Source organism: Williamsia sp. D3 (genome assembly GCF_000506245.1).
Taxonomy (GTDB): domain Bacteria; phylum Actinomycetota; class Actinomycetes; order Mycobacteriales; family Mycobacteriaceae; genus Williamsia; species Williamsia muralis.
Genome location: NZ_AYTE01000012.1, coordinates 108,495 through 129,653, shown reverse-complemented (window position 1 = coordinate 129,653; position 21,159 = coordinate 108,495). Strand labels below are relative to the sequence as shown.

21 protein-coding genes and 1 pseudogene are annotated in these 21,159 nt (G+C 65.4%); 9 read left to right on the top strand and 13 right to left on the bottom strand.

Annotated features, from left to right (window positions below; all coding sequences use genetic code 11):
* Positions 1–8: 8 nt before the first annotated feature.
* Positions 9–953, bottom strand: a complete 945-nt coding sequence (locus tag W823_RS37600) for a triacylglycerol lipase (RefSeq protein WP_023956064.1) — start codon at positions 951–953, stop codon at positions 9–11.
* Between the two features lie 89 nt (positions 954–1,042).
* Complete coding sequence (locus tag W823_RS37595) at positions 1,043–1,909, bottom strand: glycosyltransferase family 2 protein (protein WP_023956062.1); 867 nt, start codon at positions 1,907–1,909, stop codon at positions 1,043–1,045.
* 262 nt (positions 1,910–2,171) lie between these two features.
* Between W823_RS37595 and W823_RS37590 the strand changes: the two genes are divergently transcribed.
* Positions 2,172–2,504: a hypothetical protein gene (locus tag W823_RS37590; protein WP_152538005.1), complete on the top strand. Its 333-nt coding sequence runs from the start codon at positions 2,172–2,174 to the stop codon at positions 2,502–2,504.
* Here the strand turns inward: W823_RS37590 and W823_RS37585 are convergent.
* The 11 genes from W823_RS37585 to W823_RS37545 all read right to left on the bottom strand — a co-directional run bounded on the left by W823_RS37585 (position 2,497) and on the right by W823_RS37545 (position 16,224).
* Positions 2,497–3,243 carry an aspartate/glutamate racemase family protein gene (locus W823_RS37585; protein WP_031331710.1) on the bottom strand — a complete coding sequence of 249 codons (747 nt, stop codon included), beginning with the start codon at positions 3,241–3,243 and terminating at the stop codon, positions 2,497–2,499. The genes W823_RS37590 and W823_RS37585 overlap by 8 nt on opposite strands.
* Before the next feature lie 100 nt (positions 3,244–3,343).
* The gene (locus tag W823_RS37580; protein WP_023956056.1) at positions 3,344–4,906 is read right to left on the bottom strand and encodes an NCS1 family nucleobase:cation symporter-1; all 1,563 of its coding nucleotides are present in this window, start codon (positions 4,904–4,906) and stop codon (positions 3,344–3,346) included.
* Between the two features lie 184 nt (positions 4,907–5,090).
* Positions 5,091–5,816 (bottom strand): GntR family transcriptional regulator, encoded by a 726-nt coding sequence (locus W823_RS37575; RefSeq protein ID WP_023956054.1) that lies wholly within the window; start codon positions 5,814–5,816, stop codon positions 5,091–5,093.
* A 21-nt stretch (positions 5,817–5,837) separates the two neighbouring features.
* A complete protein-coding gene (locus W823_RS37570) occupies positions 5,838–7,760 on the bottom strand; it encodes a S9 family peptidase (protein ID WP_051406416.1) in 1,923 nt (640 codons plus the stop codon).
* Between the two features lie 89 nt (positions 7,761–7,849).
* On the bottom strand, positions 7,850–9,655 hold the full coding sequence (locus W823_RS37565; protein WP_023956050.1) for an N-acetylglutaminylglutamine amidotransferase: 1,806 nt from the start codon (positions 9,653–9,655) through the stop codon (positions 7,850–7,852).
* A 3-nt stretch (positions 9,656–9,658) separates the two neighbouring features.
* Positions 9,659–12,295, bottom strand: coding sequence for a carboxylate--amine ligase/circularly permuted type 2 ATP-grasp protein (locus W823_RS37560; RefSeq protein ID WP_023956048.1), 2,637 nt, complete (start codon positions 12,293–12,295; stop codon positions 9,659–9,661).
* A gap of 68 nt (positions 12,296–12,363) precedes the next feature.
* Positions 12,364–12,858 (bottom strand): hotdog fold domain-containing protein, encoded by a 495-nt coding sequence (locus W823_RS37555; RefSeq protein ID WP_023956046.1) that lies wholly within the window; start codon positions 12,856–12,858, stop codon positions 12,364–12,366.
* 24 nt (positions 12,859–12,882) lie between these two features.
* Positions 12,883–13,575 (bottom strand): DUF4173 domain-containing protein, encoded by a 693-nt coding sequence (locus W823_RS58060; RefSeq protein ID WP_051406403.1) that lies wholly within the window; start codon positions 13,573–13,575, stop codon positions 12,883–12,885.
* Positions 13,533–14,402, bottom strand: a complete 870-nt coding sequence (locus tag W823_RS58055; protein ID WP_051406402.1) for a DUF4153 domain-containing protein — start codon at positions 14,400–14,402, stop codon at positions 13,533–13,535. Before W823_RS58055 ends, W823_RS58060 begins: the two co-directional genes overlap by 43 nt.
* 92 nt (positions 14,403–14,494) lie before the next feature.
* The gene (locus tag W823_RS0128365; RefSeq protein WP_031331705.1) at positions 14,495–15,484 is read right to left on the bottom strand and encodes a HAMP domain-containing sensor histidine kinase; all 990 of its coding nucleotides are present in this window, start codon (positions 15,482–15,484) and stop codon (positions 14,495–14,497) included.
* Positions 15,484–16,224 carry a response regulator transcription factor gene (locus tag W823_RS37545; protein ID WP_023956044.1) on the bottom strand — a complete coding sequence of 247 codons (741 nt, stop codon included), beginning with the start codon at positions 16,222–16,224 and terminating at the stop codon, positions 15,484–15,486. The genes W823_RS0128365 and W823_RS37545 overlap by 1 nt, the downstream gene beginning before the upstream one ends.
* A 557-nt stretch (positions 16,225–16,781) precedes the next feature.
* Between W823_RS37545 and rpsJ the strand changes: the two genes are divergently transcribed.
* The 8 genes and pseudogenes from rpsJ (at position 16,782) to rpsC (ending at position 21,159) form a co-directional block, all read left to right on the top strand.
* Positions 16,782–17,087, top strand: coding sequence for a 30S ribosomal protein S10 (gene rpsJ / locus W823_RS37535; protein ID WP_003938093.1), 306 nt, complete (start codon positions 16,782–16,784; stop codon positions 17,085–17,087).
* A 17-nt stretch (positions 17,088–17,104) separates the two neighbouring features.
* Complete coding sequence (rplC, locus tag W823_RS37530) at positions 17,105–17,755, top strand: 50S ribosomal protein L3 (RefSeq protein WP_031331700.1); 651 nt, start codon at positions 17,105–17,107, stop codon at positions 17,753–17,755.
* 218 nt (positions 17,756–17,973) lie between these two features.
* Positions 17,974–18,428 (top strand): annotated as a pseudogene (gene rplD, locus W823_RS37525) (50S ribosomal protein L4); the annotation flags it as partial.
* A gap of 5 nt (positions 18,429–18,433) precedes the next feature.
* Positions 18,434–18,739: a 50S ribosomal protein L23 gene (gene rplW / locus W823_RS37520; protein ID WP_023956032.1), complete on the top strand. Its 306-nt coding sequence runs from the start codon at positions 18,434–18,436 to the stop codon at positions 18,737–18,739.
* A 43-nt stretch (positions 18,740–18,782) separates the two neighbouring features.
* A complete protein-coding gene (gene rplB / locus W823_RS37515; RefSeq protein WP_023956030.1) occupies positions 18,783–19,619 on the top strand; it encodes a 50S ribosomal protein L2 in 837 nt (278 codons plus the stop codon).
* A gap of 17 nt (positions 19,620–19,636) precedes the next feature.
* Positions 19,637–19,918: a 30S ribosomal protein S19 gene (rpsS, locus tag W823_RS37510; protein WP_023956028.1), complete on the top strand. Its 282-nt coding sequence runs from the start codon at positions 19,637–19,639 to the stop codon at positions 19,916–19,918.
* A complete protein-coding gene (rplV, locus tag W823_RS37505) occupies positions 19,919–20,320 on the top strand; it encodes a 50S ribosomal protein L22 (RefSeq protein ID WP_023956024.1) in 402 nt (133 codons plus the stop codon). It begins immediately after the preceding gene.
* Positions 20,320–21,159 carry a 30S ribosomal protein S3 gene (gene rpsC, locus W823_RS37500; protein WP_023956022.1) on the top strand — a complete coding sequence of 280 codons (840 nt, stop codon included), beginning with the start codon at positions 20,320–20,322 and terminating at the stop codon, positions 21,157–21,159. Before rplV ends, rpsC begins: the two co-directional genes overlap by 1 nt.

The window sequence follows — 21,159 nt, the reverse complement described above, 5'->3', positions numbered from 1 at the left end:
AGTCTGCGTCAGGGGCACGGTGCCGGATGTGTCCGCGCATATCCCGGGTCGAGGGCAGCGAGGGTGATCCACACCGAACGGGGGCTGCTGGTGACCTCCATGTGGTTGGCCTCAGCGCTCTCGCAACCGTCCTGCACCCACACGTTCTTCACGGTCGCGCCCGGCATCGGCTTGAGGAACGAGTGCTCCGGTGGCGTCACCATCGTGTCCTGTTTGGTACCGACCGCCACGTAGTCGACCCCGGGACGGGTGTCCCCGCCGGCGGCCAGTTCGCGAAGGAATGGCGAGCCCGCCATCTGCTCGATGTACGAGGGTCCCACCGTTGCGGCGGCAAGCGTGACCACCGGGATTCCGAGCATCTCGGCGATCGCGCCGAGCTGCTGGTTGATGTTGAAGCTTGTCCCTTGGTTGGTGCCGGCAAGGCTGACCAGGGTGCGGACGATGTTGCGCTCAGGACGAACGGCATCCGTGCCCCCGCCCGACTTCAGGTACGACCGCGCGACAAGCGCTCCTTGGGAGTGCCCGACCACATCGACCTGCGGTGCCCCGGTCGCGGTGCGGACGCGCGACACGAAGTCGCCGAGACTGCGGGCCGACCGCTCGATGGTGTCGCCGCCGACGAGATCGAGGAGGTTCTGGCGTGTCCCGGGCGCCCTCGTTCCGTAGTTGAGAGCGAAGACGCAATACCCCTCGGCCTTGAGCGCCGGAGAAAGCGTCTTCCACGTCGTGGCCATATCGGCCCACGTCCCGTGGACCAGGACAACCGGGCGGGGATGTGCCGGGCTGGGGATGCAGGACCAGTCGTTGGCACCCTCTGGTGATTCGTCGGATGTTGTCGGTGCAGGTGCCGCCGTCGCAGGCGCCACGAGTGCGGTCAACCCCAGGCACATCACCGCCGTGCATACCAGGGCGATCCGTCCCGTGAGCCATCGTCGATCCAGCGTTCGCAGCAAACCTTGCCCCTCATCCGATCACAAACTGTAAACCTCTCGTTGAGAGTTTACGGGATGATGCCGGGGCGTCACCAATCGCCGGGATGTGGTCAGGACGACGCGTACGGAAGCACCCTCGTCTTGTGTTTGGAGAACAGCTGTTTCAGCGAGTACCGGCCCTTGACCGGGTCCCACGCACGTGACGGCAGCCAGAAGATGCGATGCAGCACCCGCATCGTCCGGACGTTGGCCACAGACCTGCGGGCTTGCTCGTGCATGCCGCGTGCCTCGTAGGTTGCGGGCATGTAGTCGGTGAACTTGCGGTACACCTCCACGCTCGAGAGCATGCGGCGTCCCGAGGCGCTGATGTCCATGCCTGGGATGAACACGCTTCGCTGGCCGACCTCGGTCACACACAACGTGATGTCGAGGTCGTCGAAGATACCGTTCTGGTCGAGCAGGATCGGGCGGATCTGCTCCCAGGTCGTCCGGCGGATCGCCATGTTCGCGCCGAACAGCGACGGAAGGTCGCCGCCCTTCTTGTCGGCCGATTTCAGCGCGACCGTCAGCAACTTCCTGTGCACCCATTGCAGAGGCATGTCGTATTGGTCGAAGAAGCCGGTGCCCGCACCGATTGTCTGGTCGGCAGTTGCGAAGAACTCGCGGACCGCACGGGCCCAACCGGGCTTCGCTCTGGCGTCGGCGTCGATCCTTCCGATGATGTCGCCGGTCGCGGTGTCGAAACCTGCGTTGCGCGCGGCGATGACGCCTGGCCGCTTCTCGGTGATGACACGCAATTGGGTGATGCGGTCGGTGAACCCGGCGACGATCTGCGGCGTCTCATCTGTGGAGTTGTTGTCGACGACGATGATCTCGTCGAGCTGATCCAACTCGGTCATCAGGGACTCGAGTAACCAACCGATCGAATCGGCTTCGTTGTACGCAGGAATGACCAGCGACAAGGTGGGGGAGGTCATGAATCAGGAGTATTACATGTCAAACCGGCAGCGGCGCCTGTTCATTCGCGAATGCAAACAAAAAGCAAAGCACGAAATTGACCGTGACGCTCACTTATTTCGATCGTCGTGAGTTTCTGTGGCAGCTCTGTCACCTGCAGTGATCAACGTCATAAATAGACAGGGTGCCTTCCCCATCAAGGGCCCGACCTACATTTCTGTACGTATGGCACCCTTAATCCACCTCGCCACCGGCGAGAGAAGAGCGAAAGCGGAGATCCTCGTGAGCGATACGATTTCGGCGTCCGAACGTCCGGCGGAAGCGGGTGCTCCCGCACTCTCCGTCATCACGAAGACCGCGGCAAGTGTGCCGGATCGAGTGGCCGCGCAATACGGTGGAAGCCGTGTCACCTACGGGCGCCTCCAGATGGTCATAGAGGAATATCGCGTACTGACCGCTGAGCTCGGTCTCGACGACAACGCAGCGGTGTACGCGGCCGTGATGCACACGCTTCCCGACCTCGGCGTGATCGGCGATCCCTATGAGATGGCGGGTGTGGTCACCGCATTGCTCTCGCGCATCGTCGACTCGGACCTCACGCGGTCGGTCAACTGATCGCACCTCGCCCGAAAGGCTCGAGCAGGCCGTTGTAGACCTTCGGGATCGGCGGTGCGAGTTCGCCCGTGTTCCGGGGTCGCAGACCCATGGTGACCAACGACTGGACCAGCAAGGTGCCCGCGGCGACTCCGTCGACCACAGGAATGCCGATCTTGGCGCTGATGACCTGTGCGAGATCGGCCATGCCGGCACAACCCAGGACGATCGCGTCGCTGCCGTCCGCTTCGGCGGCTGAACGGCACGCGTCCACCAGGATGCCTGCGGTGTCGGGATTGGTCTCTAGTTCGAGCACCGGGATCTCGCACGCGTGGATGCCGCGGCAGCGGCCCGCCAGTCCATACCGTTCGGCGAGCTCTTCGGCGCGACCCATCGTTCTGCCCAGCGTGGTGACCACCGAGAAGGTGCGACCGAGCAAGGACGCGGCGTGCATCGCGGCTTCGGCGATACCGACCACAGGAACCGAGGCCACTTCGCGGGCTGCATCGAGCCCGGGGTCTCCGAAGCAGGCCAGCACGTAGGCGTCGGCGGGATGCTCGCTGCGCTCGCTGCGGACAATTGCTTCGATCACGCCGGGAACGGACAAGGCCTCGTCGTAGTGAGACTCGATCGAGGCGGGCCCCATCGAGGAGGTGACGCCGACGATCTCGGTTCCCGGCGCCGCCACCGACCGCGCCGCGGCCGCGATCTGCTCGGTCATCGACACGGTCGTATTGGGATTTATGACGCTGATACGCACGACAACCAGTATTCCTGTCCCGGCACGAGCACCGCCCGGGTGACCGGCCGCAGACGCAGCCGGCCACCCGCGATCGAAGATATGGATCGGGTTGATCCGGTCAGATGACCGGCGCCTCGGACGGCTCGGCGGTCCGGGTCCGGGTGCCATAGATCAGCTCGGTGGGAAGCAACTTCATACCCAGCATGTAGATGACGAATCCGATTGCCGCACCGATGAACCAGGTGAAGCTGGCCTGGTAGCTGGTGCCCCAGATGACCACGCCGATGGGAACCAGCGCCGCGACGATGGTCGCCACCACCGCAACCGGGTTCACGCCGCCGCGGAAGTAGTACATCGAGTTCTCGTTCATCGTGAACAGGTCGTCGACCTCGATCTTCTGTTTCTTGATGAGGTAGAAATCGGCGATCAGGATTCCGAACAGTGGCCCGATGACCGCACCCAGCGTGTCGAGTGTGTAGTGGATGGCGTCGGGATTGTTGTACAGGTTCCACGGGGTGATGAGGATGGAACCGACCGCCGCGATCATTCCGCCGGCGCGCCACGTGATCTTGGTAGGTGCCACATTCGAGAAGTCGAATGCGGGGGAGACGAAGTTGGCAACGATGTTGATCCCGATGGTCGCGATGGCGAATGTCAGGACACCCAGGACGGCAGCAGTGGTGTTGTCGATCTTGTCGACGATGTGCACCGGATCGGTGATGATATTGCCCGCCTCGTCCGTACCGATCACCGTGGCGCCCGCGGACACCGTGCACACCACCAGGATCGAGAAGAACAAGAAGTTGACCGGCAGTCCCCAGAAGTTGCCCTTCTTGACCTCGCTGTAGGACTTGCCGTAGCGGGAGAAGTCGCCGAAGTTGAGCATCGGTCCCGAGAAGTACGACACCACAAGGGCGATGGCACTGATCAGAGCGGTGATGGATGCCCACCCGGTTTTGCTGGGGCCGACCGACAGATCGAAACTGACGTTGTCCCAGCCTGCCTTCCAGATGAGGTAACCGGCGAGGATGACCATGACCACGTAGACCGCGGGTCCGCAGAAGTCGATGAACTTACGGATGGTCTCCATGCCGTTCCAGAAGACGATCGCCTGCAGGACCCACATGAGCATGAAGCCGGCCCAGCCGAGCGGTGACAGACCGAGGAAGGCCATGTCGCCGCTCTCGCTGTACTTCTCGAGTGACGGCCAGAACTTGAGAGCGAGGAGGCCGAACGCCACCGAGGCGAGATAGGTCTGGATCCCGTACCAGGCCACTGCGATCAGACCGCGGATGATGGCCGGGATGTTGGCGCCGCGGACACCGAAGGCGACGCGGGTCGTCACCGGGTAGGGCACACCCGCCTGCTGGGATGGTTTGGCAACGAGGTTGCAGAGCAGGTTGACGATCACGATGCCGATCACCAAGGCGACCAAGACCTGCCAGGCGGCGATGCCCAGCGCAAAGAGGCTGCCCGCGAAGACATATCCGCCGACGCTGTGCACATCGGACATCCAGAACGCGAAGATGTTGTACCAGGTCCACGTCTGGTGGCGCAGTGGCGCGAGGTCCTCATTGGTGAGGCGCTGGTCGTAACCGAGCTTGATGACGCTCTCGCCCGCTGCATTGTTGTGATTGGTCGGTATCTCGGGTTCAGAACCTGGAGTCTTGACGTTTGTCATGGGCGGCATCCTCGAGTCGTTTCGAACCGTTTCGGAGTTCCTGTGCGGCTGAGAAAAACCTAAGTTCGTTGTGTTGCACCCTGATTACGTACGTGACAAATCGGCCGGGACAACGCCAGGGAATGCGATATATTCTGCGAGCACCGGCCAGAAACGCTCTGGTAGAGCGCGAATTGCGGGCGAATCAGCGAACCGGTGGCTGATCCTCGCGAGCCACGTTCAGCTCGGCGGCGGTCTCGATGATCACCGATTCGAGCCGGCGATGGTGGGCCTGTGCGATCGAGATCAAGTCGCCGGCGTCACGCCTGGCCATGGCGTCGATCATCTTCTCGTGGTCGCTGTGCAGTTGCAGCTGGGTGGGCCCGGTCGCCCGCTGCATGACCTGGAACGGTTCGGTGATGTCCCATGTGGAGTCGAACATGTTGAGCAGGCGAAGCATGCCGCACGGCGCCGCTAGTGCGCGATGGAACAGACGCGAATGCACGTGGTACGCGCGCCTGTCGCCGGCGATGGTCGCTTCCTGCAGTGCCTCGTGTTGTCTGCGCGCGCGGTCCAGGTCGTCGTCGGTGGCCAGCTCGCATGCTCGGCTCAAGGCGGCCTGCTCGAGGACACCCCGGACGAAGTAGATCTCTTTCAACTCGGTGAGGGTGAGCTGCGCGACGAAGTAACCCCCGCCGGTCTGATGGCCCACCAGGCCTTCGCCGATCAAGGTCTTGAGGGCCTCACGCACCGGGATCGCGCTGATACCGAAGAGATCTGCCACCTCACCGACCGGGATGGCGGTACCGGGCGCCGCGCTGCCGTCGAGGATCACCCGCCGCAGATCGCCCAGCACACTCGCCTGCGCGGACCCCGAGCGCTCGCCGCTCAGGTACGAGACCAACGGTGGCTGCGACTGGTGTGTGGACACGGTTTCCTCTGTGACGGGTGGCTAGCGGCTACCGATGCCGGATGAGCCGGGTGTGGCGAATGCGTCGAGCACCCAGTCTCTCAGGGCCTCGGTGAGCACACGCTGATTGTCCCGTTTCACGATCTCGTGCCCCTCGTCGGGGAAGAGGATCAGATCGGCCTTCTGCCCGTGTGCGCGAGCGGACTCGACGACCTGCTCGGATTCACTGACCGGGACGTTGGTGTCGTGTCGGCCGTGGATCACCAGCAGCGGCGCACGTAGCTCGGAGATGCGATGGATGGGCGACAGGTCGCGCAACAGTTCCCGGTCGGCGTCAGGATGTCCGTATTTCGTGTAGGCGGCCACCGCGATCCACGGTTCGGTGTTCTCGTAGAACGACTGAAGGTCGCTCATCCCGCAGATCGCCACGCCAGCCGCGAACGTCTCGGCGTGGAAGGTCAGGCATGCCAACGTCAGGTATCCGCCGTACGACCTTCCCGCACAGGCGATCCGGCCGGGATCGGCATATCCTTCGCGGACGAGGAACGCCGCGCAGTCCGCGGCATCGTTGATCCCGGCATATCTGCCGTACCGGTCGTCGGCGTGGGCGAACAGCCGGCCGGATCCTCCCGAGCCGCGCACGTTCGCCGCGAGGACGGTGATGCCTGCCTCGAGCAGGGCTGGGAACAGGAAGCTGTAGTCGGGCCGGGCCTGGGCTTCGGGTCCGCCGTGGAAGTAGATGAGTGCCGGTTGGGCGCCGGAGCCCCCGCCCTGGCCCGCCCGCCGCGCACGAGCGGCCCTGGACGCCGATTCGTCCGGGTGATAGAGCCAACCCGACAACGGCATCCCGTCGCGGGCGAAGAACTCGACGTGTTCGGGCTGGTTTGTGCCGCGGCGATCTGTGGTGCTGTGGTTGGTGGCATCGGGGTGGTCAAGGGGAGTCCAATGCGCCTCACGCCAGTTCACCAGACCCACCTCGGGAGGGAGGTCGGGTCCCTGCACGGTCATCGCGATCAGGGAACCCGTTGTACTGATCGACAATTCACTGACAACCGCACCGGGCAACTCGATCGGTGGGTGCAGCGTGCGGTCGGGCAGTGTCATCACCTGTAACTCGCTGCGCCCCTTGTTGTTCCACAGGATTGCCAGGGTGCTCTGGTCGTAGCTGAGTGCGAACTCGTCCAAGCCGCAGTCCGGCCGCTCGGCGATGACCGCGAACCGGATACCCTCCCGCGCGGACTCGATACCGAGTAGTCGGGGGAACTTGGCGTCGAAGTCGCTGCGCACCAGGGCCTGCACGCTGTCGAGGTCCTTGTGAAGCTTCGGCAGGCCGAGGCCGGGGAAGAGCAGGGACGAGTGCTGGTAGCCCTGGTCGAGGATCACCCCCTGGTCGGACGTCGCCCCGGTGTCGTTGGGGAGCAGAGGGGTGATGGTCGTGGCGTGCGGATCGGACTGCGCCGAACGCCGGTTGTCTCGGCGCAGCAGCAACATGTCGCGATAACCGCGTGGTCCGACCCGCAGCAGGGCGGCGTCCTTCCACGAATCGACCAAGTGCCCACCCACCCGGGCGTCGAGGTCGATGACGTACTGCGACAGGGGATCGGCGATGAGAGCGTGGGCGGTTCCGTCGGCCTCGGTTGCGGTGAGCTGCACCCGGTTCACGTCCCAACCGATCAGCTCGACCGTCGCGTAGTCGTCGGCGGCAGCCACCCGGTGGGCGGCGGTGTCGTGGGGATCGGTGGTCACCACCCACACCTGATGGTGTTCGCCGCCTCCGGGCGCGACCTCGCACGCCAGCCAGTGCCCGTCCGCGGAGTGGATCAGTTTGCGTACCGGCCCGGTGCACGGCAGATCGACCATCCGCAGCGGTCCGGCGCCCGCCCTGCTGAGAGATCGCTGCACAGCCCGCGGGTACCCGGTGCCGTCGTCCAGGATGTAGGCGAGCGCCTTTCCTCCCGGCGACACCGACGCACCATAGCTGTGGCGCTGACGGGTGCTGTCCGAGGTCGTCGCGGCCGACGTGCGCTGCGCAGAGCTGCCTGTGACCGCCGGCGTCACCTCGACCCCGGCGCGCCTGTCATCGACTCCATGCTTTGTAGCCACATCTCCAGCATGGCGACCTGCCACAGCGCGTTCGAGCCCAGGGTGGTGCGAGTCCGATTCGGGGCGGCCAGCAGTGCGGCGATGGCATCGTCTTCGTACAACGCGCGGCGACGCGCCGACTCGGCGTGCAAGGTGTCGTTGACCAGGTCGAGGACTCCGCCGTCCAGGTGGCGGATGCCGGGGACGGGGAAATACCCCTTCGTGCGGTCGATGACCTCAGCAGGCAGCAGGGCGCGGCTGGCCTCCTTGAGTACCCCTTTGCCGCCGTGCGCGAGTTTGAGCCCCGGTGGGCACGTGGCCGCGAGTTCGACGAACTCGTGATCGAGGAAGGGGACGCGACCTTCCAGACCCCACGCCATGGTCATCGAGTCGACGCGTTTGACAGGGTCGTCCACCAACATCACGGTGGTGTCGAGACGCAGGGCCGCGTCGACGGCAGTGGCGGCACCCGGCGCGTTCTGGTGCTCGGCGGCGAACTGCCAGCTGGGGTCGTGGTCCAGACGATAGTCGCTGCGCAACAACGTGTTCAGCTCGTGGTGCGAACGGTCGAAGAACACCGAGGCGTATGCCTTAGTGACATCTTCGCGCGGAGTGTTCTCCAGGGGTGGATACCAGTCGTAGCCGCCGAGTATCTCGTCGGCGCCCTGTCCCGACTGCACCACCTTGATCGACTTGCTGACCTCCTGGGACAACAGGTAGAACGCCACGCAGTCGTGGCTGACCATCGGCTCGCTCATCGCCGCGACGGTGCCCGCAATGGCGGGGAGCAGACGGTCGGTGCCGATGTGGATCTTGTGATGGTCGGTTTTGAACGTGCTCGCGATGAGGTCGGAGTACTCGTATTCGTCACCGGATTCTCCACCGGCCGAGTCGAATCCGATGCTGAACGTCGCGAGGTCGCGCTGACCCTGCTCGGCGAGCAGCGCGACGACCAGGGACGAGTCGATACCGCCCGAGAGCAGCACGCCGACCGGGACGTCGGCGACCATCCGTCGGCGTACCGCGACCCGCAGGGAGTCGAGCAGGGCTTCGCCCCATTGCGCCTCATCCCAATTCAGGCGATCGGGATGAGGCTCGAAAACCGGCTCCCAGTAACGCTTCTCGGTGGAGGTGCCGTCGGCCCTGATGGTGCGGACCGTGGCGGGCGGCAACTTGCGGACACCGGCATACATGGTGTGCGGCGCGGGCACCACCGAATGGAACGTGAAGTAGTGGTGCAACGCGACGCGGTCGATCGAGGTGTCGACGCCACCGGCGCGCAGCAGTGCCGGGATGGACGATGCGAAGCGCAGCCGCGACGTCGTCTCGCTGATGTACAGGGGTTTTATGCCGAGGCGGTCGCGGGCCAGCGTCAGCTCACCTGTGTCGGTGTTGACGATCGCGAACGCGAACATGCCCTTGAAATGCTGGACGCAGTCGGCGCCCCAGCGGTGGAACGCCTTGAGGATCACCTCACTGTCGGCGGTCGAGAAGAAGGAATAGCCGTGGCCCGCGAGTTCATCGCGCAGCTCGCGATAGTTGTAGATGCAGCCGTTGAACACCAGCGACAAACCCAGAGCGGTGTCGACCATGGGTTGTGCACCTCGGCCGGACAGGTCGATGATCTCCAGTCGCCGGTGTCCGAGGGCCACGTTGCGGTGGAGGTAGGCGCCCTCGCCGTCGGGTCCGCGGGCGGTCATCGTCTCGGTCATGGCTGCGACGGCCGCGAGATCGGGCCGTTCGCCGCCCCAGGTGATCTCCCCGCTGATGCCGCACATGCGCTACCGCCTTTCGGTTGGGGTCTGCGGGCAGGCATGGTCCCGCGACGATCCGCTGAGGATCCACGTGTCTTTGCCGCCTCCGCCACGGGAAGAGTTGACGATCATGCTGCCCGAGGGGGCGACCCTGGTGAGGGCCGCGGGCGCCATGTGGGCCGAGACGTTGCCGTCCCCGTCGGCCCGTAGATGAACGAACGCACGTAGGTCCACGTGGTGCGGGTAGAGCCCCTGACCGTCGAATGTCGGGTGGGTGGACAACCGGACAACGTCTTGTGCGACAAACCTTTCCGGGTGTCCGATCAGGTCTTTGCGCCGCTCGGCCAGCTCCTGTTCGGTGGCCTCGGGCCCGATCATCACCCCTGAGCCGCCGAGGCCGTCGATCGGTTTCACGACCATCTCGTCCAGGCGGGAGAGCACGTGGTCGCGCTGATCGCGCTCGGCACACAGCCAGGTGGGGATCTGGTCGATGGCCGGCTCCTCACCCAGGTAGTACCGGATCATCGCCGGGACGAATGCGTACACGGCCTTGTCGTCGGCGATCCCGTTGCCGAGCGCGTTGGCGATCGCGAGCGTTCCGGCTCCGAGCGCCCGGAGGAACGGGTGCCGCAGGGGGGCACCATCGGATCCTGTCGACGAGAGCAGCATGTCCTCGTCCATGCGGGCGTAGATGACGCTGAGGGGCACGTCCTTGCCGTGGATCCGCGCCACGATCCGGTTACCGTCACCACGAAGGTCGCCGGTGTCCACCACGGCCAGCCCGGCGCGTTCGGCGATCATCGTGTGCTCGAACCACGCCGAGTCCTCCCACCCGGCGCTCAGGACCACGATCGCGCCGTTGGGATCGCCGCGTGGTGGACGCGCGGCGCCCAGCGTCTCGGCGATCATCTGCGGCATGGTGTCGACCGGCAGGATCTCGTCGTGACACCTGATCTCGCCGAGGAACCGCATCATCAAAGCGCGGTTGGAGATCGCGTAGGCGACGCCCGAGGGCACCCGCAGGTTGTCCTCCAGGACACAGAACTCGCCCGGTCCGGTCGACACCAGATCGGTCCCGCAGATGTGCGTCCGAACCCGTTGCCACCGTGGGGCATTGCCTGCGCTTCGGTACCCAGGGGCCCGGTCCAGGATCTCAGGCGGGATGACGCCCTCGGAGATGATCTCCTGGTCGCCGTAGACGTCCAGGAGGAACGCGTTGAGGGCGAGGGCGCGCTGGCGCAGACCCTTCGACACCCGCTTCCAGGTGTCGGCCTCGATGATCCGGGGCACCGCGTCGAGTGAGAAGATCTGTGCCCGGTCTTGGCCGCTGACCCGGAAGGTCATCCCGCCCGCGCTCTGCTCGCTCTCCATGTGATGTTGCCGATTGCGCAGGGTCACCGGGCCCAGGGTTGTCAGCGTCTCGATGACACCGCGGTAGGCGCCCCGTACCCGGCCGTCGGCGTCGAACACCTCGTCGTAGAGGTCGGGTTGTGGGTTGTCGTGGCGTGTGTTGTAGCTGTGGAGCATCGGGTTGGCGGGGTCGGCGACGGTAGGCGGGGGTGGGGCAGCGCCGGCGGTCTCGGTGAGCAGACTGTCCACCACGTCCGACAGATGTCCACGCCGCCGCAGCGCACGTCGTTGCCTGGCCGACGAACTGCCGACACCGATCGCCTGGTCGATGAGCTCGGTGACGGTCTCCCAGTCGCCGCAGGACTCCAGTTCCGGCCGCAGCATCGACGCCAGTTCGCGCACCATGTCCTCCGCCGGGCGCGGTTTGGCGGCGACCATGTCGACGAGGTCTGCCTCCAAGCCCGACCGCGCAGCCTGCCACAACGCCGCCCGATAGATCGTGGGTGACACCTCGACGCCGGGTTCGCCGTGGGCCATGGCCGTGATCTCGTGCTGCACCAATGCCCGGAACAGGCCGGCGACGAGCGCGACGGTGTCGACGGAGGGACAGCTGTCGCAGACCCGGAGTTCCAGTGTCGGCTGCCTCGCCGAGGGCCGCACGTCGTAATAGACCATTCCCGGGTCGGTGATGACCCCGGTGTCGATCAGGCGTTGGATCTCTGCGTCGTAGTGAGCGGCGGAATCGAGACGGAGAAATGGGCCGGTGGTGGGCCACCGTTGCCATACGAGTGTGCGAGAGCTGGCATAGCCGGTGTCGGTGCCGTCGGCCCAGAACGGTGAACTCGCGGACAGCGCCAGCAAGGTCGGCACGTGTGGCGACAGTCGCCACGCAACCTGAACCGCCTGGTCGCGATCAGCGACATCGACGTGCACCTGGGTTCCGCAGATGAGCTGTTCCCGGGCCAGGAGTTGGTAGTCGGCCAGCATCTGGCGGTAGCGCGGGGTCTCGGTCACCTGTAGTTCGGTGGGGACCGCGAGTGGCATGGCGCCCGCGGCAACCACCCCGATCCCGAGTTCGCGGGCCGTGTCCGCCAAGACCGCACGATGCTCACGGAGATCATCACGCAACGACGAGAGCCTGCTGAACACAGCACTGTTCACCTCGATGACACAGCGTTGCAATTCCTCCACGTAGCCGCCCGTATGCGGCAGGGCCTCGAGCAGTTCAGGCGCCCGTGGAGTCAACCGGCGGGTGCGGAGATCAACGAGGTGGAACTCCTCTTCCACCCCGATATTTCTCGGCTGACCGTTCATTTGAGAAGCCTAAGACCAAATTCGGCAGTCGGCACGGCGACGGAACGCCAGAAGTGGTCACCCGAGGTTCATGACGGCGTCACCCAGGTGGTGATGGTGCAGTGGACCACTTCGACGCCGTCGCGGTCGGTGATCGTGATGTCCACCGGCACTTCGCATCCCTCGGTCAAGGCCGCGAAGTCGACCGGTTCGGACAGCGTCGCGACCGCGTGCAGACCGGTGGTGGCCTTGGCGAGGTAGCGACTCTCCATCCCCTTCGGGATCCAGCGGTGCGTGCTGGGCACGGTGGCCTCCATCAGCATTCCCATCGCGACCTCGGCGAGATTGCACGCCGCGATGGCGTGGAACGTGCCGAGGTGGTTGTGAACGCCGAACCACTTCGGCGCGACGACCTCGCATCTGCCGGGTTCCATCGTCTTCACGAACGGGAGGATGGTCGCGAAGTAGGGGACCCGCACACACATCCCGATCGAGAACAGCACCGAGCCCAGCCGGCCTGCGGGGAGCTTCTGACGGAAACGGTGAGTGGGGCTGCTTCGAGGGGGCTGGACGGAAGAAGTCATGACGGCATCTTACCGGCGAGTAAGTTAGCGCGGCGCGCAGCTGACCGGGGCAGCGGCAGAACCTGGCTCGCGGCCGTCGAGTGCTTCGCGCGCCTCGTGTCGTCCCACATTGAATGCCGTGGGTCCGTGTTCGTCCGCAAGGTCGCGCCCGATGCCACGCAGGACGCACTCTTGAAGGTCGACGGGCAGCCCCAGCAGCGCTTCGGTGGCATCGGGGGACAGGTTCGCCAGATAGACCAGATCGACCTTGCCGGTTCGTTCGAAGCGGTCGACGTTCGCCTGGGCGATTCGTTCGTCCGGGTTGTAGGCCGCGAACGACAATGCGGCCACCATGGTGAGAAACCCTAGAGCCCTTGGCAATTGGCGGGTGCCGAGGCCGACGCCGGCAATGATCAGGGCGACGAGGACGGCTCCGAGCCACAGCTCTGTCGCCATCACACCGACGCGCAGCCGGGTGGCTCCGAAGGTGTCCATGTAGAGGTCCATCCGGTGCAACGCCGAAGCCACGACGGCAAGCGCCGCGACGCAGAGTCCACCGAGGATCGTCCGCGTCAGTACCCGCCCGGCAGGCGTGCTGCGGTCCGCGCGTTGCCAGGCGATCGACACCACCAGGATGGTCAAGGCCGTGACGGCGAAGAGCTGCCAGAATCCGGTGCGCGCGTAGTCCGCGTAGGTCAGTCCCGCCGTCTCCTGCACGTAGTCGTCACCGCCGAACATGGCCCGTGCTGGGTGATCAGGAAGGCGATGTACAACACGAGCACGGTGCCGGTGGGAACTGCCCACATCCACGGTTCGGCCGACGTGCGCGGCGACCGGTCCGCCAGACGTGGTCGGGCGTGACGCAGGTAGATCCCGATCGCGGCGGCTCCTCCGATGACAAGACCGAGGACAACGCCGGGGCCCACCTCGGTGTCGCCGACGTCCGGCAACACAGTGCTCAGCAACGACTCGAACGTCGCGTCGGCGCCGGCGAACAGGGCGCCGAACACCACCAGGAGCACCACTGTCACCACTGCAACCTGGAGGATGGCTCCCAGGTTCTTCACCGGACGGTCCCGTGCGCCGTCGGCGATCCCGCGCCCCAACCATGCGGCGGTCGGGAGGAAGGCGACGATCGGCGCGACGACGGCGGCGGCCATCTCGCGAATGGTCCGGGCGCCGACAACCAGCGTCCCCGTGGCCAGGATCGCGATGGCCGTGCAGACTGCGGCCAGCCATCCGGCGCTGCGCCATCCCGAGACGAGTAGTAGTGCAACGATGCCGGTGGTGGTGATCAGCTCGGGCACGGTGGGCCGCTCGGGCGACGCGGCGAAGACGGCTGCCAGCACAACGATGCCGGTCAGTGCGATGCCGATCCCGATCGCGTCGGTCGGCACCAACGCCATCGCCAGTACCGTGGTGACAGCAACTGCCGCAACGACTTTCGCAGGCGCGGACCCAGGTAACGACGTGGAGAGGGTGACCCGGCGGACCTTGGCCGGTTCCTTGGTCAGCACCACCGATTGGTAAGCCTGCGGAGCATCCGAACTGTCGGTTTTGGGCATGGGTGTAGCACCTCTCGGAGACGATGGATCAAAATTGAGCCGCGATCTGCGGCGATGGTGTGCGCGTTCGAGCAGTCGTCAGTCGGTGGTCGTCAGTCGGGGGGCACGAGCGGTAGCCGGATCCGGATCCGGCATCCCTCGGGGTCGTCGACCACACCGATGTCGCCGGCGTGCAGTGTGATCACCCACTGGGCGATGGCCAGACCCAGACCTGTTCCGCCGTCGCGTGATCCGCCTCGACTGAACCGCTCGAAGATGCGCAGTCGCTCGGCGGGCGCGATACCCGGGCCCTGGTCGGCCACGTCGATGACAACTATCTCGCCCTCCGGCCAGGCGCTGACCTCCACGACGCCGCCGGGCGGGGAGTGGCGGGCCGCGTTGTCGAGGAGATTGGCGAGCACCTGGTGCAGACGGCCCTCGTCGGCGTTGACGTGGAGCGCCGCCGCGACGTCGATCGCAAACGAGATGTCGCCCGGTGAGCGGAGCCGGCATTCGGCGACGGCGGTCTCGGCGAAGCATGCGAGGTCGATGCGCTGGTGGTCGAGTTGGGCGACCCCGCCTTCGATCCGGGACAGGTCCAGCAACTCGGTGATCAGCCGTCCCAGCCGGTCCGTCTGCGAGAGCGCCAGTTCGAGGGTCTCCTGGTCCGGCGTCCGCACGCCGTCGACCATGTTCTCCAGCACTGCGTGCAGTGCGGCGACCGGTGTCCGCAGCTCGTGGGCGACATTTCCGATGACCTCGCGGCGATAGCGGTCCTCGCCGGCGAGGTCATCGGCCATCCGATTGAAAGCCGTTGCCAGCGTGCCGATCTCATCGCGGGACGTCGCTCGGACGCGGGCGGTGTAGTCGCCGCGGGACATCCGGCGCACCGCCCCCGTCATCTCGCGCAGCGGAGACGTCATCCCGTGGGCGAGCACAAACGTGACGACGATCGCGACGAGCAGTGCCATCAGCAAGGCGTACCGGAACTGCCACTGCGCGGTGATCCAGAACGACACGCTGGAGGTGAACAGTGCGCAACCGACCACAACCGCTGTCTTGAACTTGAACGAGTGCAGCGGGTCCAGCGGCCGGGGCAGCATCACGGCGGTCCCTCGGTTCCCGACGCCGCGCGGACCTCGAGCGCGTAGCCGATGCCGTGCACGGTCCGGATCCGAGACGACCCCACCTTCTTGCGAAGGGAACGGATGTGGCTGTCGACCGTGCGGGTCTCTCCGGCGGCGGGCCAGTGCCAGACCGCGTCGAGCAACTGTTCCCGACTGAGCACGGCGCCGGGGTGGCGGGCCAGGAACGCCAGGAGGTCGAACTCGGTGCGGGTGAGATGTACCTCTTGCCCTTCGACCGTCACCTGCCGGGCGGCCTCGTCGATGCGCAGCCCGTCCCTCACCTCGCCGGCCGGATCCGCCGCGGGCTCGACGGCAGAGTCGGTGAACGGGCCGTAGCGTTCGGCACGCCGGAGCAAGGCGCGGGTGCGCGCCACGAGCTCGCGCATCGAGAACGGCTTGGCAAGGTAGTCGTCGGCGCCCACTCCCAGTCCGATGACGAGGTCGGTCTCGCCGGAGCGGGCGGTGAGCATCAGTACCGGGGTCGCCGAATGTGCCTGGATGCGCCGGCAGACCTCGAGGCCGTCCATCCCAGGGAGCATCAGATCGAGGATCACCGCGTCCGGATTGGTGCTGCGATGGGCGTCGATGGCAGCAGGCCCCGTGTCGGCCGTGGTCACCGCGAAGCCCTCCGCGCCAAGGCGGTCCGCGATCGACTGACGGATCAGTGGCTCGTCGTCGACGACCAGCACCGATGGCGTCTGCGGGTGTGGGGTCATGACTGCGACGGTAGTGCTCCGATGTCCGCACCCTGCGCAGATGTTGTGAAGAGTCTGCGAAGGTTTTGTGCGGAGAATGCGCGGTCGTGACGGCAGGGTCGTGACCTGGGCCGGGGCAATTTGGACCTGGGCCGGATCTATTGCATACTTGTCGGGTTGCCTTGATCGGCAGCGCGGCCCTGTATGTCTGTCGTCTGAGCGTGCGAACGTCCAGACCAGGTGACAGGCCCCCGTCGATCAGAGAGCATCACCGGACGAACTAAGCGGTCACGAACTGGTTCGAGCTTCCGTTGTGGTGCACAACAAGCAAGTACGACCCGCGTCCACCTGGACGCACACCGGCACCACGGGTTCTGCGCATGCGCAGAGGTATGTGTAGCGATTGCGACACGCCCGACTGCGTGGACCGGACGGGCCTGCGGAAGCAGGCACTGAACAACGACAGATGAACAGCGTCGATCACCACCGCAAGGTTCTGGTCACGGGGATGCGACTACACAGTTGCGTCGTTCGAGGTGTTCATCTGTGCAGCCGAAATTGACGGAAGAGGACACAGCGTGGCGGGACAAAAGATCCGCATCCGGCTCAAGGCCTACGACCATGAGGCGATCGACGCGTCGGCGCGCAAGATCGTGGAGACCGTGACCCGTACGGGTGCACGTGTGGTCGGCCCTGTGCCGTTGCCCACCGAAAAGAACGTGTATTGCGTCATCCGCTCGCCGCACAAGTACAAGGACTCGCGCGAGCATTTCGAGATGCGTACACACAAGCGACTGATCGACATCCTCGACCCGACGCCGAAGACCGTTGACGCCTTGATGCGCATCGATCTGCCGGCGAGCGTCGACGTCAACATCCAGTGAGTGGCGGGAATCATCAGATGACTCAAAGAAATGTGAAGGGAATCCTGGGCACGAAGCTCGGGATGACCCAGGTCTTCGACGAAGACAACCGGGTGATCCCGGTGACCGTCGTCAAGGCCGGACCCAACGTGGTCACCCAGATCCGCACCGAAGAGACCGACGGTTACACCGCCGTGCAGCTCGCCTACGGTGCCATCGACCCGCGCAAGGTCACCAAGCCTGTCGCCGGTCAGTTCGCCAAGGCCGGGGTCACCCCGCGCAGGCACCTGACCGAGATCCGCGTCCACGACGTGTCCGACTACACCGTCGGACAGGAACTGACCGCCGAGATCTTCGCCGACGGAGCACTGGTCGACGTGACCGGGACCTCCAAGGGCAAGGGCTTCGCCGGTGTCATGAAGCGCCACGGCTTCAAGGGCCTGGGCGCCAGCCACGGCGTGCACCGCGTGCACCGCTCGCCGGGATCCATCGGCGGTTGCGCCACTCCCGGTCGCGTGTTCAAGGGCATGCGGATGGCCGGCCGGATGGGCAACGACAAGGTCACCACTCAGAACCTCAAGGTTCACAAGGTGGATGCCGAATCAGGCCTGCTGCTGATCAAGGGAGCAATCCCCGGTCGCAAGGGCGCTGTTGTCATCGTTCGTGACGCAATGAAGGGCGGTGCGTAGCCGATGAGTGTCAACACTGAAAAGCAGCAGACCCGCACGGTTGACGTGAAGGCCTTCGGTGGCAAGACCGACGGCACCGTCGAGTTGCCGGCCGAGATCTTCGATGCTCCGGCGAACATCTCGCTGATGCACCAGGTCGTCGTCGCGCAGCAGGGTGCCGCCCGTCAGGCACGCACGCCACCAAGACTCGTGCCGAGGTTCGCGGTGGTGGCGCAAAGCCGTACCGCCAGAAGGGAACCGGCCGGGCTCGTCAGGGTTCGACCCGGGCGCCGCAGTTCGTCGGTGGTGGCACCGTTCACGGACCACAGCCGCGTGACTACAGCCAGCGCACCCCCAAGAAGATGAAGGCCGCCGCCCTGCGCGGAGCCCTCTCGGACCGGGCCCGCAACGAGCGCATCCACGTGATCACCGAATTGGTCGCCGGACAGGATCCGTCGACCAAGACGCTCGTCAGTTCCTCGCGGAACTGTCGGATCGCCGCAAGTTCCTGTTGGTCGTCGGACGTGAAGACGTCGCCGCATGGAAGAGCGTGCAGAACCTGCAGCATGTTCTGCCCATCGCACCCGACCAGCTGAACACCTACGACGTGCTCGATGCCGACGAGGTCGTGTTCAGCCGTGAGGCACTCGGCGTCTTCATCGACGGCGCCAAAAAAGATGAGAAGGAGGCCTGAGAAACATGACAGTTCAGGCAAACCCCCGCGACATCATCCTGGCGCCGGTCATCTCCGAGAAGTCCTACGGACTGATCGAGGACAACGTGTACACGTTCTTCGTGCATCCGGAGTCGAACAAGACCCAGATCAAGATCGCCATCGAAGAGATCTTCGGCGTGCAGGTCTCGAGCGTGAACACCGCCAACCGTCAGGGCAAGCGCAAGCGCACCCGCTTCGGCTACGGCAAGCGCAAGGACACCAAGCGCGCGATCGTGACACTGACCGCAGACAGCAAGCCCATCGAGATCTTCGGAGGCCCGGTCGGCTGACGCCGCTCGGACTCCACCGAAGAAGTAGAGGACAAGAAGACTCATGGCTATTCGTAAGTACAAGCCGACGACCCCCGGTCGTCGTGGCGCTTCCGGCGCGGACTTCTCCGAAGTCACTCGTGACACCCCGGAGAAGTCGCTGGTTCGTCCGCTGCATGGCCGCGGTGGACGAAACGCCCACGGCCGCATCACAACCCGTCACAAGGGTGGTGGCCACAAGCGTGCCTACCGTCTGATCGACTTCCGTCGCCACGACAAGGACGGCATCAACGCCAAGGTCGCTCACATCGAGTACGACCCGAACCGCACTGCGCGGATCGCGTTGCTGCACTACGTCGACGGTGAGAAGCGATACATCATCGCGCCCAAGGGACTCAAGCAGCACGACGTGGTGGAAAGCGGTCCGACCGCCGACATCAAGCCGGGCAACAACCTCCCGATGCGCAACATCCCGACCGGTACCCAGATCCACGCTGTGGAGCTGCGTCCCGGTGGCGGCGCCAAGATGGCTCGTAGCGCCGGTGCCTCGATCCAGTTGCTCGGTAAGGAAGGCCCCTACGCCACGCTGCGTATGCCTTCCGGTGAAATCCGTCGTGTCGACGTGCGCTGCCGCGCCACCGTCGGCGAGGTCGGCAACGCTGAGCAGAGCAACATCAACTGGGGCAAGGCCGGCCGTATGCGTTGGAAGGGCAAGCGCCCGACCGTCCGTGGTGTCGTGATGAACCCGGTCGACCACCCGCACGGTGGCGGCGAGGGCAAGACCTCCGGTGGTCGCCACCCGGTCAGCCCGTGGGGTAAGCCCGAGGGCCGTACCCGCAAGAACAAGGCCAGCGACAAGCTGATCGTCCGTCGCCGGCGCACCGGCAAGAACAAGCGATAACAGGAGGGAGTTAGAGAATGCCACGCAGCCTCAAGAAGGGCCCCTTCGTCGACGACCACCTGTTGAGCAAGGTCGACAATCAGAACGAAAAGGGCACCAAGCAGGTCATCAAGACCTGGTCCCGTCGGTCCACCATCATTCCGGACTTCATCGGTCACACCTTCGCCGTCCACGACGGCCGCAAGCATGTACCGGTGTTCGTCTCGGAGTCCATGGTCGGTCACAAGCTCGGCGAGTTCGCGCCGACGCGCACCTTCAAGGGACACATCAAAGACGACCGGAAAGCGAAGCGTCGGTAGATGAGTACTGAAACAACCAATCCGACCGCCAAGGCGACCGCGAAGTTCGTGCGTGTCACGCCGATGAAGGCGCGTCGTGTCATCGACCTGGTCCGCGGCAAGAACGTGGACGAGGCCCTCGACATCCTGCAGTTCGCGCCCCAGGCTGCGAGCGAGCCGGTTGCCAAGGTGCTCGCCAGCGCCGTGGCCAACGCGGAGAACAACCTCGACCTCGACCGTCGCACCCTCGTGGTGTCGCAGGCGTTCGCCGACGAGGGTCCGACCATGAAGCGGTTCCGTCCGCGCGCCCAGGGGCGTGCCTTCCGGATCCGTAAGCGGACCAGCCACATCACCGTCGTGGTGGAAAGCATCGCCAGGAGCGACGCGGCCGCCGGCCGCAATCGCCGGAAGGGAGCTCAGTAGTGGGCCAGAAGATCAACCCGCATGGCTTCCGTCTCGGTATCACCACGGACTGGAAGTCCCGGTGGTACGCAGACAAGCAGTATGCGGAATACGTCAAAGAGGATGTCGCCATCCGCAAGCTCCTGGCCACCGGCCTCGAGCGCGCCGGCATCGCCAAGGTGGAGATCGAGCGCACCCGTGACCGGGTTCGCGTCGACATCCACACCGCCCGTCCGGGCATCGTCATCGGTCGCCGCGGCGCCGAGGCCGACCGGATCCGTGGCGACCTGGAGAAGCTGACCGGCAAGCAGGTCCAGCTGAACATCCTCGAGGTCAAGAACGCCGAGTCGGAAGCTCAGCTGGTGGCACAGGGTGTCGCCGAGCAGCTCAGCAACCGCGTGGCTTTCCGCCGGGCGATGCGTAAGGCCATCCAGTCGGCCATGCGTCAGCCCAACGTCAAGGGAATCCGGGTCCAGTGCTCGGGTCGTCTCGGCGGTGCGGAAATGAGCCGCAGCGAGTTCTACCGCGAAGGTCGGGTGCCGCTGCACACGCTGCGCGCAGACATCGACTACGGCCTCTACGAGGCCAAGACAACCTTCGGCCGTATCGGCGTGAAGGTGTGGATCTACAAGGGCGACATCGTCGGTGGCAAGCGCGAGGCTCTGTCCTCGTCGGCTGCTCCGGCTGAAGATCGTCGTCCGCGTCGTCCGGCCCGCCCGAAGCGGAGCGGTTCGTCGGGTACCACAGCGACCAGCACCGAAGCTGGACGCGCGGCCACCGCGACCGCAGATGCACCTGCGGCTGTCGACGCTCCAGCGACAACGCCTGCCCCCGCGCAGGCCGAGAACCAGGAGGGCTGA